Genomic DNA, 13,432 nt, shown 5'->3' with positions numbered 1-13,432 from the left:
TTCCGGGTGACCACCGCGCACCACCAGAACCGCCCGCACGCCCAGAGCCGCCTGCACGACCAGATCGCCTTCCTGCTGGAGATCGACAAGCTCAAGCGGGTGATCCGCCGCAACACCCTCATCGACGGCTCGCGGCGCGAGAACGACGCGGAGCACTCCTGGCATCTGGGGATGTTCGCGCTGGTCATGGCGGAGCACGCGCCTCCCGGGGCGGACCTGGACCGGGTGGTCCGGATGTTACTCGTGCACGACATCGTGGAGATCGACGCCGGGGACACCTTCATCTACGACCAGGCGGCGGTCGAGGCCCAGCCCGGTCTCGAACAGGCCGCCGCGGACCGGATCTTCGGTCTGCTCCCGCCCGAGCAGGCGGCGGAGTTCCGGGCGCTCTGGGACGAGTTCGAGGAGCGCAGGACGCCGGAGGCCCGGTTCGCCAAGGCGCTGGACCGGCTGGCGCCGATCATGGCCAACCATCACAACGAGGGCGGCACCTGGTCGCTCTACAAGGTGACCGCCCGGCAGGTGCGGGAGAAGGTGGCCATCATCGAGGAGGGCTCACCCACCCTGGGGGCGTTCGCGGTCGACCTGGTGGAGACGTCGGTGGCGCGCGGCCACCTCACTCCTTGACCTGATCCTTCGGGTGCTCGACGAGCGCCAGAATGCGACTGGACATGAAGCGGGCGGTACGCACCGGGGTGCCGTTCCTGGTGACTTCGCTCACCTCGACGATGCCCCGCCCGGTGGTCACCTCCACCCGGCGCCCGGCCTTGGTGGCGACGACCTCATAGTTCCGCGGGGTGCCCCCCGCGTCGATGACGATTTCTACCCGATCGCCTTTCACACCCTCGGCATACCCATTTTCGAGCATATGTACGCATTTTTCAGGACAAGAGCTTGATGATGGCGAGGACGCCGACCACCACGATCACCCCGCGGAGCAGGGGGGCGGGCAGCCGCCGGCCGATCCGCGCGCCCAGGAACCCGCCCACCGCCGACCCGATCGCGATCAGCGCCACCACCGTCCAGTCCACCTCGGCGATCAGCACGAACAGCACCGCGGCCGCCGTGTTCACCAGCAGCGAGAGCAGGTTCTTGGCGGCGTTCAGCCGTTGCAGCGACTCATCGAGGAACAGGCCCATCATGCCGATCAGCACCACGCCCTGCGCGGCCCCGAAGTAGCCGCCGTACATCCCGGCCGCGAACACGCACAGCCAGAGCCAGGGCCCGGCGACCGCGTGAGCGCGCCGCCGGACCAGCCGCTGGTTCAGCCAGGGCTGGATCACCACCAGCACCAGGGCCACCGCGATCAGCGCCGGCACGATCACCTTGAACGCCGACTCCGGCAACCAGAGCAGCAGAAATCCGCCGACCAGCGATCCGAGCACAGAACCGGTGCCCAGCCGGACCAGCCGCGCCCGCTGCCCGGTCAGCTCCGCCCGATACCCGAGCACACCGGTGACCCCGCCGGGCACCAGCCCGATGTTGTTGGACACGTTGGCCACGACCGGCGGGTACCCGATCGCCACCAGGGTCGGAAACGTGATGAGCGAGCCCGACCCGACCACGGCATTGATGCCACCGGCCCCGACCCCGGCCGCCAGCACGGCGGCCGCTTCCAGCGGCGTCACATATCCCCCAATTCCGGTACGGCTGTCGCCCGATGCTACGGCGACCGCCGTACCGGATCATGAGGCGGGGGTGCCACCGTCCTGCTGGATGGCCGTGCGCTCATTCTTGGGCGGGCTGAACAGGCCGCCCAGGTTCTCCAGGGCCCGGCCCATCTCGGAGGGCACGATCCAGAGCTTGTTGGCGTCGCCCTTGGCGATCTCGGGCAGCGTCGTCAGGTACTGGTAGGCGAGCAGCCGGTCGTCCGGGGCGCCCTCGTGGATGGCCTTGAAGACCATGGCGATGGCGTCCGCCTCGCCCTTGGCCCGCATCGCCCGCGCCTCCGCGTCGGCCTGCGCGCGGAGCACCACCGACTCGGCCTCGCCGCGCGCCCGGAGCACCGCGGCCTCCCGCTCGCCCTGGGCGGTCAGGATGGCGGACTGCTTGTTGCCCTCGGCGGTGAGGATGGCGGCGCGCTTGTCCCGGTCGGCCCGCATCTGCTTCTCCATCGAGTCCTGGATGGAGGCGGGCGGGTCGATCGCCTTGAGCTCCACCCGGTTGACCCGGATGCCCCACTTGCCGGTGGCGTCGTCCAGCACCCCGCGCAGCTCGGTGTTGATCTCCTCGCGCGAGGTGAGGGTGCGCTCCAGGTCCATGCCGCCGACCACGTTCCGCAGGGTGGTGACGGTCAGCTGCTCCACCGCGACGATGAAGCTGGCGATCTCGTACGTGGCCGCCTTGGGGTCGGTGACCTGGAAGTAGATGACGGTGTCGATGGAGACGACCAGGTTGTCGGAGGTGATGACCGGCTGCGGGGGGAACGTGACGACCTGCTCGCGCAGGTCCACCTCGACGCGGACGCGGTCGATGAACGGCACCACGATGTTGAGGCCGGCGTTGAGGGTGCGGTGGTAACGACCGAAACGCTCCACGATTCTGGACGTTGCCTGCGGCACGATTCTGATCGCTCTGGCCAGGACGAACCCCGCGACGGCGACCACGATCAGGGCGGCGATGAGCTGAACCATGGACACACTCCAGTCTTTGACCCCGACTGGAATGCTATTTGGTTCAGTGCTTTTACGGACAGAAAGGTGACATATTAACGAGAAAGTCGTGATCTGGACAGCCGCAGCGGCGAGCTCTCTGGTCGGAGGCGGGGCGGCTGTCTATGGGATGGGTTTCTCGTTAATCAAGAAAGGCCACTGTTAGCTGGGCCGGGCGTACCAGCGGCCCGTGGCACCGCGGTCCAGGCTGAGTGGCACGCCGAAGGTGGCCGTGAGGTTGTCGGCGGTCATCACCTGCTCCAGTGGGCCCTGGGCCACCACCGCGCCGTGGCGGAGCAGCATGATGTGGGTGAACCCGGCCGGGACCTCCTCCACGTGGTGGGTGACCAGCACCATGGTGGGCGACCTGTCGTCCAGGGCCAGCGCGGACAGGCGCCTGACCAGGTCCTCCCTGGCGGCCACGTCCAGCCCGGCGGCGGGCTCGTCGAGCAGCAGCAGTTCCGGGTCGGGCATCAGCGCGCGGGCGATCTGCACCCGTTTGCGCTCTCCCTCGGAGAGGGTGCCGAACCGGCGCCGGATCAGGTGCGCGCAGCCGAGCTGGTCGATCAGCTCCACCGCGCGGGTCACGTCGCCCGAGTCGTACTCCTCGGTCCAGCGGCCGAGAATCGCGTACGACGCGGTCAGCACCAGGTCGATGACCTTCTCCTCCGGCGGCACCCGCTCGGCCAGGGCCGCGCTGGCCAGGCCGATCCTGGGCCGCAGCTCGAAGACGTCGGTCTGCCCGAGACGCTCGCCGAGGATCTCCACCGAACCCTCGGTCGGAAACAACAACGACGCCGCCACCTGGAGCAACGTCGTCTTGCCCGCGCCGTTGGGGCCGATCACGACCCAGCGTTCGTCCTCCCGGACCGTCCAGTCGATGCCACGCAGCAGCGCCGCGCCGTCGCGCCGGACGGCCACCTCACGCATCCGAAGCACCTGACCGCCCACGACAGTCCCCCTTCATGACGAGTAGCTCGGGACCAAACCTATTGCAGGGAGAGCGCATATCGTGGATCGGGTGCGCACCGATTCACCGATCTCCGCCACCCTCGTCGCCTGGGGCAACGCCTGGTTGGCCGGGCACACCGGGCTGGACGAGGCCGTGGACCGGCTGGAACGCGCCGCGGGCCCGCAACTGGTGGCCGTGCCGGCGGCCGTGGCGGCCTCCACTCTGCTCGATCCCGAGCCGATCGCCCAGCTCACCGACGTGCCGCTACGGGGATTCCTGGCCGAGCTGCGCGGCGAGGGGCTGGCCGGGTTCCGGCTGGCGCTGCCCGCGCCCGGCGACCCGCTCGGGCTGACCGGCCCGCCCGCGTTCACCCGCGAGGCCGTGGCGGCCGGGCAGGCGGCCATCGCCGTGCTGGCCGGTCGGCGGGTGGGTCTGGTGCCGACGGCCGACCAGCGGGGGTCGTCGTACTCGGGGGTGCGCTGGGTGAGCATGGCCGCCGCCTCCGCCGACGCCGACGTGCCGCAGCTGGCCGAGGCCGAGCGGGCGCTGACCTTGACCATGCGCTCGGCCACCGAGGTGCTGACCGGCGTGCACGGCCCCGAGCAGGGTTTCCCGTCGCTGGACGGCGCGGCCGAGGCGCTGGCCCCCGGCTATCCCGGGCGGGCGCACCGGCTGGGCGCGCTGACCGCCCGGCTGGCCCTGGCCCTCCGGCTGGCCGAGGAGCGCGGCCTCACCTCCGGCCAGCTCGCCGCACGCGCGGAGGCTCTGCGGGAACTCGACCGGGCGGTGCGGCGGGCCAGGGTGGCCGCCCATCACGCCATCGACGAGCTCAGAACGCACTGATCAGAACGCACTGATCACGACGCTTGGACAAGGTCCACGCCCTCCAGGCGCCATTCCTTCAGCCGCCGGTCCTTCCCCGCTGACACGATCACCGGCCGGCCGTCCACCTCGACCACGGCCACCGAGAAGACGCCGCCCTTGTGGGCCTTGACCGGCTTGCCGATGGCCTTGAAGGCGCGCAGGTCCCACAGGCGGATGGTGCCGTCGGTGCTGCCGGAGACCAGGATCGGGTACTCGTTGTTCACCTTGGCGAAGGCCAGCGAGTACACGGTGCCCTTGTGCCCGGTGAGGGTCTTCTGGATGGCCTTGCCGGTCTTCGGGTCCCAGATGCGGATCTTGTTGTCCCGGCCGCCGGAGGCCACGATGTCGAACCCGGAGAAGTCGCCGGTGGTGACCGAGTAGACCGGCTTCTTGTGGTCGCGGAACGCCTTGCCGACGGCCTTGCGGGTCTTGGCGTTCCAGACCCGGAGGGTGCGGTCCTCGCTGGCCGAGACGATGATCGGCGTGCCGTTCAGGTCACCGAAGGCCAGCCAGTTGATCACATCCCGGTGGGCGTTGATGGCCCGGCCGATGGGCTTGCGCTTCTTCAGGTCCCAGAGGCGGATGCGGCCGTCCACGCCGCCGGAGGCGGCCACCCAGCGGCTGCCGACCTTGCCGATGGCCACCGTGTAGACGGCGTTGCTGTGGCCGTACAGCGCGCCGCCGACGGGTTTGCGTTTCTTCAGGTCCCAGACGCGGATGGTGCCGTCACGGCTGCCGGTCACGGCCAGGGGGCGGCCGCTGACGGTGGCGGCGGCCACCGCGTACACCTCGTCGCCGTGGCCGGTCATGGCCTTGCCCATAGGCTTGCGGGTGTCGGCGTTCCAGAGGCGTACCTGGCGGTCGGTGCCGGTGGAGACCAGCACGGGGGTGTCGCCGACCGTCGCCCCGGTGACGGAGTACACGGCCCCTCGGTGGCCGGAGAGGGGCTTGCCGATCTCCTTGCCGAGGGTCGGGGGCGCGGTGGCGGCGCTGATCGGCCCGGGTTTCTCGATGGTCGGCGACGGGGAGGCGACCGGATCGGTCGTGTTCGACACGCCGGGGGCGGGCACGACGATGCCCGAGGAGGAGACCATCGGCGTGGACTGTGCCTGCTGGGCCTTCTTGTCCCCGTCGACCAGGGCGGGCACCACCAGCAGCGCGGTCACCGCCAGCGCGACCGCGCCGACCAGCGCCCCGGTGACCAGCCCCGCCCGTTTCCTGGGCGGCTGTTCCCCGTTGTCCGGGAGGAAGACCGGCGGCAGCGGGGGTGGAGGCGGCGGAGGCGGGGGCGGCGATAACGGCTCGGGACGCCTGGCCTGGATCGTGACCGAGTCCTCGGCCTCCGGGTCGTAGGAGGGCGAGGCGAAGGGATTGACCGGAGCCGGTGAGGGGGTCGGCGGTAGGGAGTCGGTCGCGGCGACCCGGAGACCGGCGCTCATCGAGCGGTCCAGATCGATCTCCATGGCCGGGGCGCCGCTCGCCGCCGGTGCGGGCCTCGGGGAGTCCGTGGCCTGCTGGTCGAGCAGCGAGAACAGGGCCTCCGCCGCGGTTGGCCGCTCGTCCTGGTTCTTGGCCAGGCAGGACTGCACCAGCGGCCGGAGCCGTTCGGGGATCTTCGAGACGTCCGGCTCGTCGTTGATCACCCGGTAGATCACGGCGGGCAGGCTGTCCACGCCGAACGCGGGCACCCCGGTGGCCGCGTAGATCATGGTGACCGCCCAGCTGAACATGTCCGACGGCGGCCCCACCCGCTGCGCGGCGATCTGCTCAGGCGACATGTACGCGGGCGTGCCCACCACCCCGCTGGAGAGCGTCACCGAGGAGTCCAGCGCCCGCGAGATGCCGAAGTCGATCACGCGGGGCCCGTCCGCCCCGAGCAGCACGTTGCTCGGCTTGAAGTCGCGGTGCACGATCCCGGCCCGGTGGATCGCGGCCAGCGCGGTGATGGTGCCCACCGCCAGCCGGTAGAGCGCGCCGTCCCGGCGCGGCCCCTCCTCCCGCACCACCCGTTGCAGCGAGACCCCGTCGACCAGCTCGCTGACGATGTACGGATGTTCCCCGTCCATCGAGGCGTCCAGCACCTGGGCGGTGCAGAACTGGGCCACCCGGCGGGCGGCGGCGATCTCACGGAGGAACCCGTCGGCGTCGGTGACCGCGCCCTCGCCGATCCTGGCCCGGAGCAGCTTGATCGCCACGGCGGTGCCGTCCGGGCCGGTGCCCGCGTACACCACGCCCTGGGCGCCCTCCCCGAGGCGGCCGGTCACCCGGTACGCCCCGAGCGTGGCCGGATCTCCCGGGCGGAGCGGTTGGGTCAGCGGCACGTCGAGCTCCCCCCCATCACCCCGAAAGATCCAATTTACGGGGGAAGATTCTAGTAAGGGAAGATCCCGGTTCTTGAGTCAGGCGGTTGCGAAGTCATAATCATCTGAGAAATCGGGGATTACCATGACTCGTTCTACGGAGACTCCATGCGCCGTATGTCCGGCATGCTCGCGGGGCTCACGCTCTTAGCACCGTTCGCGGTCACCGTTCCGGCCGCCGCGGCGGCTCCGGCAGCCGCTCCGGCGGCGGCCCCGGCGGCCACCAAGCGGGCGCCTTACGCGAACTTCAAGATCCACAACGTGAGCTACCCGAAGAAGGTGAAGGCCGGGGGGAAGATCACCTACAGCTTCCAGATCACCAATCTGGGGCCGCACAGCGCCGACTACTACTACATCGGCGGCATCCTGCCCAAGGGCATCGTGACCAAGCTGAAATGGGGCGGGCCGAAGGGCACCGACTGCTTCTGGGAGGGCCGGGAGTTCTGGTGCTGGCCGCCGCCCATCCTCTACCCGGACAAGGACGTCGACCCCGACCAGGGGCAGGTCAGCAGCACCTGGCTGACCATCCAGATCACCCTGCTCAAGGGCACCCGGGGGACCGCCACCGCCAAGCTGGGCGCGATCACCTACGACGTGCCGACCGGCGCGGAGAACCTGGACAAGCGGCAGCTCAAGGAGCTCGGCATCGACGGCTGGATCACCACCCGCACGGTGAAGACCAAGATCATCGCCCCCGGCTCCCGGGTGTACGTGCCGCCGCCCCCGCGCCCCAAGGCCGACCGCACCCCCGACCGGAACCGCAAGAAGGGCACCTGACCCTTACTGCGCCAGCCCGTGACGCACCGCGTACAGGGCCGCCTGGGTGCGGTCCTGTACGCCCAGCTTCATCAGCACGTTGGAGACGTGGGTCTTGACCGTCTTCTCCGCCACGTGCAGCTCGCGGGCGATCTCCCGGTTGGACCGGCCGCCCGCGATCAGCCCCAGCACCTCCCGCTCGCGCTCGGTGAGCAGCACCGGCGTGGGCGGCGGGTCCGGGCGGCGGTCGGCCGCGGGACCGGCCAGCATGGCGTCGGCAGCCTCCGGCGCCAGCAGCACCTGGCCGCCGTGCACGGCCCTGATCGCCTGCGCCAGCGCGGGCGGATCCACGTCCTTGTAAAGGAAACCGGCCGCACCCGCGCGCATCGCGGGCGCCACGTCCGCCCGGTCGGTCACCGAGGTGAGCACGATCGCGCGCACCTGGATCCGCCGGGCCGACAGCTCGGTGAGCGCGCCCAGACCGTCCAGACCGGGCATCTTCAGGTCGAGCAGGAGCACGTCGGGGGCGAGCTCACCGGCCAGCGCCACCGCCTCGGCGCCGTCGGCGGCCTCGCCGACCACCTCGATGTCGCCCTGGACCGCCAGGAACGTGCGCAGCCCCTGGCGCACGATCGGGTGATCGTCGGCGATCAGCACCCGGATCATGCCGGCACCACCAGCCGGACCACCGTGCCGCCCGGAGGGTTCCCGGCCACCTCGAAGGAGCCCCCGGCCGACAGCGCGCGCTCGCGCATCGAGGCCAGGCCGAGCCCGCGTGATTCGGCGTCCACCAGGTCGAACCCCTTCCCGTCGTCGATGATCTCCAGCACCAGGTGGCGGCCGGTGGGCGTGAGCCGCACCTGGATGGTGCAGGACTCGGCGTGGCGGACGGCGTTGTGCAGGGCCTCCTGGGCCACCCGGAGCACGGCCAGCTCGGCGGCCTCGGGCAGCTCGCGCGGGAGGGCGCCGTCCAGGGTGAAGGTCAGCTCCACCGGGTGCAGCCGGTCGAGCAGGGCGACGTGCTTGCGCAGGGTCTCCACCAGGCCGTGCCGGTCCAGCTCGGCGGGGCGGAGCTCGACGATCACCGCGCGCAGCTCGGCCAGCGCCTCCCCCGCCAGGCGCTGCACCTGGTCGAGCTCGCGGGCCGCCCGCTCCGGATGGGTGGCCAGCAGGGCGGCGGCGGCCTGGGCGGTGAGGCGGAGCGAGAACAGCTTCTGGGTGACCGCGTCGTGCAGCTCCCTGGCCATCCGGGTGCGCTCCTCGATCACGGTCAGCTCGCGGCTGCGCTCGTAGAGCCGGGCGTTGGTGAGCGCGATCGCGGCGTGCGCGGCGAACAGGGTGAGCAGTTCCTCGTCGGCAGCCGTGAACCCGCCGGGCGTGCGCTTGTTGGCCAGGAAGATGATGCCGAGCACCTGCTCGCCGTCCACGATCGGCACGCCCAGGAAGTCCTTGAGCACCGGGTGGGCCTTGGGCCACCACTCGAACCGGGGGTCGCGCCGCAGGTCGGGCAGGCGCACGGGGGCGCCCTCGCGGAGCATCGCGCCCAGCATGCCGTGTTGCCTCGGGGTCGGGCCGATCGCCTCCCACTGCTCGTCGGAGATGCCCTCGGCCACGAACTCCGCGAACGCGCCCTGGTCGTCGGGCACGCCGAGCGCCGCGTAGCGGGCGTCGAGCAGGCGGGCGGCGGAGCGCACGATGACCTGGAGCACCTCACGGGCGGACAGGTGGCGGGTGACCGCGAGCACGGCGGAGCTGACCGCGTGCAGCACCGCGTCCCGCGCGTCCTCGTCCACCATGCTCCTCACCCCCGGTCGCTCATCACTCTAGGTCCCGGCACTGACAGTGCGATTCGGTCCACCGTCCTAGGCCGATGAACCCGCCCTGACCCGGCCTTCCGTCCGATGCCGGGGGTAGGGCCGCCTTCCTAGCGTGAGAGTCCACCCGTTACTCGCACCGGAGGTCCGAAATGAACCACGCACTGATCACCGGCGCGTCCCGTGGGCTCGGCCGGGCGCTCGCCGAAGCGCTGGCCGCCGACGGGTGGCGCCTGACGCTCACCGCACGCGGGGCCGGTGAGCTTCAGGCGGTCGCCGACGCGCTCGGGGCCACCGCCATCCCCGGGGACGTCGGCGATCCGGCGCACCGGGACCGGCTGGCGGCGGCCGTACCCGACCTGGATCTGCTGGTGAACAACGCCAGCGGTCTTGGGCCGATGCCGGCGCTGGCCGACTACCCCCTCCCCGCGCTGCGCGAGCTGGTCGAGACGAACGTGCTCGCGCCGCTCGGGTTGATCCAGGCCACCCTGCCCGTGCTGCGCCGCCGCAAAGGCGCCCTGCTCAACATCTCCTCGGACGCGGCCGTGGAGGCGTACGAGGGCTGGGGCGGGTACGGCGCCACCAAGGCCGCGCTGGAACAGCTCTCCCACGTGCTGGCCGCCGAGGAGCCCGAGGTCGCGGTCTGGTGGGTGGACCCGGGCGAGATGCGGACCCAGATGCTCGCCGAGGCGATCGGCGCGGCGGAGGCGGCCCAGGCCGACCCTCCGGAGGTGGTCGCCGCCGCGCTGGTCCGGCTGACCGCCCGCCGCCCGGCCAGTGGCCGCTTCACCAGGGACGGCCTGGCGTGAGCGTCGACTTCGCGATCCCGCGCGTGCTGGAGGCGCACGAACCGCCCGAGGCCAGGGGGCTGGCCAGGGACGCGGTCCGGCTGCTGGTCTCCCGCCGGGCCACCGGCGAGATCACCCACCACACCTTCGCCGAACTGCCCGAACTGCTCGCCCCCGGCGACCTGCTGGTGGTCAACAACTCGGCCACCCTGCCCGCGGCCGTCCGCCTTGACCGGCTGGCCGTGCACTTCTCCACCGAGCTGCCCTCCGGCGAGTGGCTGGTCGAACTCCGCCGCAGAACAGCCACCGCCACCGAGCCCTACTCCGGCGGCGCCCCCGGCGAATGGCTGCCCCTCCCCGGCCGGGCCACCCTGCGCCTGATCGCCCCCCACACTCCCCGCCTCTGGCGGGCCCGCCTCGACCGCGAGGTCCCCGCCTACCTGTCCCGGTACGGCACCGCCATCCGCTACTCCTACGTGGCCAGGGACTGGCCACTGGACGCCTACCAGACCGCCTTCGGCGTCGAACCCGGCAGCGCCGAGATGCCCAGCGCGGGCCGCCCGTTCACCCCCGACCTGGTCACCCGCCTGGTCGCCCGTGGCGTCAGCGTGGCCCCCATCACGCTGCACACGGGGGTGGCCTCCCCCGAACACGACGAACCCCCGTACGCGGAACGCTTCACCGTCCCCGCCCGCACCGCGAACCTGGTCGAGCTCACCCGCTCAGAAGGAGGCAGGGTGATCGCCGTGGGCACCACCGTGGTCCGCGCCCTGGAAACCGCCGCCCAGGACGGCCGGATCCGTCCCCGCTCGGGCTGGACCACCCACCTGGTCACCCCGGCCGAAGGCGTACGCGCGGTGGACGGACTGATCACCGGCCTGCACGAACCGCGTTCCACCCACCTGCTGATGCTGTCGGCCATCGCCGGAACCGAACTGCTGACGCGCTCCTACCAGGCGGCGCTGGCGGAGGGCTACCTCTGGCACGAGTTCGGCGACAGCCACCTCATCCTCTAACCGACGGTGAAGGCGTCGCGGAAGGACTTCAGCGCCGTGGTGTCGTCGCCGGAGGCCCAGGCTTCGAGGCCGATCGTGCCGGTGTAACCGAAGGCGGCCAGTTCGCGGGCGACGGCCGGGTAGTTGATCTCGCCGGTGCCGGGTTCGCAGCGGCCGGGCACGTCGGCCACCTGGATCTCGCCGATCCAGGGCAGGGCGCGGCGGCACAGGTCGATGAGATTCCCCTCGCCGATCTGGGCGTGGTAGAGGTCGAGCATCAGCCGCAGGTGGTCGCTGCCGACCGACTCGACCAGCGCCAGGCAGTCGCGGGCGCGGGCGAACGGCACGCCCGGGTGGTCCACCGCCGTGTTCAGGTTCTCCAGGACGAAGGTGACCCCGTGCTCCGCGCCGAGGCGGGCGATCCGGCCGAGCGTGCGGGACGCCGCCAGCCACATCTCGCCGGTGGTCTCGGCGGCCGGCGTCACGGGCAGGCCGTCGCGGTCCAGGCCGGTCCCGTGCAGGTTGAGCCGGGGTATCCCGAGCCGCCGCGCCACCGGTACGGACTCGGCGGCGGTGGCCAGCAGTTCCTCGGCCCCGGCGGGGTCGGTGAGGCTGCCGCGCACGTAGCCGGTCATCGAGGAGTAGACGGCGCCCTCGGCGCGGAGGGCGGCCAGTTCGGCGATGTCGTGGCGGGACCAGTCCCAGATCTCGACCTGGAAGTCCAGCTCGGTGATCCGGCGGATCCGGTCGGCCATCGGGAGTTCGCGGAAGACCATCTCGGCGCAGACCGCCAGGGTGAAGGGGCGCTGCGCGCCGCGCACGCTCATGCGGCCCGCCCTTCCGCGGGCACCCGGTCGATCTCGTCGAGACGTACCGGTCCGCCGCGCTTGACCGAGGCGACGCAGGCGAGCGCGACGCGCAGGGCGGCCCTGGCGTCGTGGCCGTCCACGGCGGTCGGGGCTCCCGTGCGGACCGCCTGGCAGAAGGCGGCCAGTTCGGCGGTGTAGGCGGCGGGGAAGAGGTCGGTGTCGGCCCGTACGGTCGGGCCCGCGACGCCGGAACGGGTCCAGTGCCGGACGCCGGGCTGGGCGGGGGTGCCGACCGTGACCATGCCGGCCGAGCCGAAGACCTCGCCGCGCACGTCGTAGCCGTAGGCGGCGGAGAAGCTCGCCTCGGCCGTGGCGAGCGCGCCGTTGTCGTACCGGATGGTGACCGTGGCGGTGTCCAGCAGCCCGGCGTCCTTGAAGCCGGGGGCGACGAGCGCGTCGGCCATCGCGTTGACCTCGACGGCGGTCGCACCCGCGTTGAACCAGTTGAGGGTGTCGAAGTCGTGGATGAGGGTCTGGGTGAAGATCGTCCAGGGTGGGATGGCGCCGGGGTCGGCCAGGCCGGGGTCGCGGGTGAGCGAGCGCAGAAGCTGCCGCGTGCCGACGCCGCCCTCGCCGACGATCCGCTTGGCCTCCGCGAAGTCCGCGGCGAAGCGGCGGTTGAACCCGACCTGGAGGGGCACGCCCGACCGGGCGCAGGCGGCGATCGCGGCATCCGCCTCATCGAGGGTCATCGCCATCGGCTTCTCGCAGAACACGGCCTTGCCGGCCGCGGCGGCCCGCGCCACCAGGTCGGCGTGGGCTGTGGAGGAGCACGTGATGGCCACCGCCTCCACCCGCTCGTCGGCGAGCACGGCCTCGACGTCGGCCGTGGCCGCCGCGCCGAGTGGGGCGGCCAGCCGCTCGGCGGCGCCCGGAGCCGAGTCGGCGATCCACAGCAGCTCGGCCTCCGGCAGGCGGCGGGCGAGCGTGGCGGCGTGGAAGGCGCCGATACGCCCCGCGCCGATCAGCGCGAAGCGGACCGGTTCGGGAAGCGGAACGGGAAATGACACGACGAGACTCCTTCTGCCAGAACTCGACTAGAGCGCTCTAGTCGAGAATGACGTGGCGGAAGGCCACCGTCAAGACGTGAATCTAGAGCGCTCTAGAAGATTGCTTCCAGAGCCGACTCTCCACGCCACCACCGAGCCGCGCACCCACCCGGCGCAACTCCTCCTGGCCGAAGGGCACGCGGATAATCACGGCAACCAATCATTCGCACGTCGCGGCGGCAGCCGACCCTCCCGGCGGAGCCGAGTCCGGACCCGAAGGGTCAGGCGGGTGGGTGGGTGGGAGTTCCACGGCAACCAATCGGAGATCCCCAGTAAGGTGTCACCACCCCTCGCCCAGAGAGGGCGAAAGGGGTCTGAGTGGACAGGGTTCGGG

General features: G+C 71.6%; 14 protein-coding genes. 5 read left to right on the top strand and 9 right to left on the bottom strand.

Features of this window, described 5'->3' with window-relative positions:
- Positions 1-6: 6 nt before the first annotated feature.
- Positions 7-627, top strand: a complete 621-nt coding sequence (locus KIP79_RS04280; protein WP_214103322.1) for an HD domain-containing protein — start codon at positions 7-9, stop codon at positions 625-627.
- On the opposite strand, the gene KIP79_RS04275 is transcribed toward KIP79_RS04280, so the two are convergent.
- The 4 genes from KIP79_RS04275 to KIP79_RS04260 form a co-directional block, all read right to left on the bottom strand.
- A complete protein-coding gene (locus KIP79_RS04275; RefSeq protein WP_214103321.1) occupies positions 617-841 on the bottom strand; it encodes a DUF8836 family protein in 225 nt (74 codons plus the stop codon). The two genes, KIP79_RS04280 and KIP79_RS04275, sit on opposite strands and share 11 nt — an antisense overlap.
- 40 nt (positions 842-881) lie before the next feature.
- Positions 882-1,628, bottom strand: coding sequence for a sulfite exporter TauE/SafE family protein (locus KIP79_RS04270; protein ID WP_214103320.1), 747 nt, complete (start codon positions 1,626-1,628; stop codon positions 882-884).
- Between the two features lie 57 nt (positions 1,629-1,685).
- Positions 1,686-2,633, bottom strand: a complete 948-nt coding sequence (locus KIP79_RS04265) for an SPFH domain-containing protein (RefSeq protein WP_214103319.1) — start codon at positions 2,631-2,633, stop codon at positions 1,686-1,688.
- A 180-nt stretch (positions 2,634-2,813) separates the two neighbouring features.
- Positions 2,814-3,602: an ABC transporter ATP-binding protein gene (locus KIP79_RS04260; protein ID WP_214103318.1), complete on the bottom strand. Its 789-nt coding sequence runs from the start codon at positions 3,600-3,602 to the stop codon at positions 2,814-2,816.
- A 70-nt stretch (positions 3,603-3,672) separates the two neighbouring features.
- Between KIP79_RS04260 and KIP79_RS04255 the strand changes: the two genes are divergently transcribed.
- Complete coding sequence (locus KIP79_RS04255; protein WP_214103317.1) at positions 3,673-4,446, top strand: Rv1486c family protein; 774 nt, start codon at positions 3,673-3,675, stop codon at positions 4,444-4,446.
- A gap of 14 nt (positions 4,447-4,460) precedes the next feature.
- Here KIP79_RS04255 and KIP79_RS04250 read toward each other — a convergent pair whose 3' ends face one another.
- Positions 4,461-6,788: a serine/threonine-protein kinase gene (locus KIP79_RS04250; protein WP_214103316.1), complete on the bottom strand. Its 2,328-nt coding sequence runs from the start codon at positions 6,786-6,788 to the stop codon at positions 4,461-4,463.
- Between the two features lie 147 nt (positions 6,789-6,935).
- Between KIP79_RS04250 and KIP79_RS04245 the strand changes: the two genes are divergently transcribed.
- Positions 6,936-7,604 carry a hypothetical protein gene (locus tag KIP79_RS04245; protein WP_214103315.1) on the top strand — a complete coding sequence of 223 codons (669 nt, stop codon included), beginning with the start codon at positions 6,936-6,938 and terminating at the stop codon, positions 7,602-7,604.
- A gap of 3 nt (positions 7,605-7,607) precedes the next feature.
- On the opposite strand, the gene KIP79_RS04240 is transcribed toward KIP79_RS04245, so the two are convergent.
- Entirely contained in the window at positions 7,608-8,249 is a 642-nt protein-coding gene (locus tag KIP79_RS04240; protein WP_214103314.1) for a response regulator, read from the bottom strand.
- Positions 8,246-9,379, bottom strand: coding sequence for a GAF domain-containing sensor histidine kinase (locus KIP79_RS04235; protein ID WP_214103313.1), 1,134 nt, complete (start codon positions 9,377-9,379; stop codon positions 8,246-8,248). The genes KIP79_RS04240 and KIP79_RS04235 overlap by 4 nt, the downstream gene beginning before the upstream one ends.
- A 170-nt stretch (positions 9,380-9,549) precedes the next feature.
- On the opposite strand from KIP79_RS04235, the gene KIP79_RS04230 reads away from it, so the two are divergent.
- Positions 9,550-10,206 (top strand): SDR family NAD(P)-dependent oxidoreductase, encoded by a 657-nt coding sequence (locus KIP79_RS04230; RefSeq protein WP_214103312.1) that lies wholly within the window; start codon positions 9,550-9,552, stop codon positions 10,204-10,206.
- Positions 10,203-11,201: an S-adenosylmethionine:tRNA ribosyltransferase-isomerase gene (locus KIP79_RS04225; protein WP_214103311.1), complete on the top strand. Its 999-nt coding sequence runs from the start codon at positions 10,203-10,205 to the stop codon at positions 11,199-11,201. The genes KIP79_RS04230 and KIP79_RS04225 overlap by 4 nt, the downstream gene beginning before the upstream one ends.
- Here KIP79_RS04225 and KIP79_RS04220 read toward each other — a convergent pair.
- Together KIP79_RS04220 and KIP79_RS04215 are read right to left on the bottom strand one after the other, a co-directional pair.
- Positions 11,198-12,007, bottom strand: coding sequence for a TIM barrel protein (locus KIP79_RS04220; protein ID WP_214103310.1), 810 nt, complete (start codon positions 12,005-12,007; stop codon positions 11,198-11,200). The genes KIP79_RS04225 and KIP79_RS04220 overlap by 4 nt on opposite strands.
- On the bottom strand, positions 12,004-13,059 hold the full coding sequence (locus KIP79_RS04215; protein ID WP_214103309.1) for a Gfo/Idh/MocA family oxidoreductase: 1,056 nt from the start codon (positions 13,057-13,059) through the stop codon (positions 12,004-12,006). The genes KIP79_RS04220 and KIP79_RS04215 overlap by 4 nt, the downstream gene beginning before the upstream one ends.
- Positions 13,060-13,432: the final 373 nt, after the last annotated feature.

This window comes from Acrocarpospora catenulata, assembly GCF_018476525.1.
Lineage (GTDB): Bacteria > Actinomycetota > Actinomycetes > Streptosporangiales > Streptosporangiaceae > Acrocarpospora > Acrocarpospora catenulata.
This window is presented reverse-complemented; position numbering and strand designations above follow the sequence as displayed.

Coding starts and splice junctions, on each gene's coding strand:
- KIP79_RS04265 (WP_214103319.1), bottom strand. CDS start 2,633: ATGGTTCAGCTCATCGCCGCCCTGATCGTGGTCGCCGTCGCGGGGTTC.
- KIP79_RS04245 (WP_214103315.1), top strand. CDS start 6,936: ATGCGCCGTATGTCCGGCATGCTCGCGGGGCTCACGCTCTTAGCACCG.
- KIP79_RS04240 (WP_214103314.1), bottom strand. CDS start 8,249: ATGATCCGGGTGCTGATCGCCGACGATCACCCGATCGTGCGCCAGGGG.
- KIP79_RS04235 (WP_214103313.1), bottom strand. CDS start 9,379: ATGGTGGACGAGGACGCGCGGGACGCGGTGCTGCACGCGGTCAGCTCC.
- KIP79_RS04230 (WP_214103312.1), top strand. CDS start 9,550: ATGAACCACGCACTGATCACCGGCGCGTCCCGTGGGCTCGGCCGGGCG.
- KIP79_RS04220 (WP_214103310.1), bottom strand. CDS start 12,007: ATGAGCGTGCGCGGCGCGCAGCGCCCCTTCACCCTGGCGGTCTGCGCC.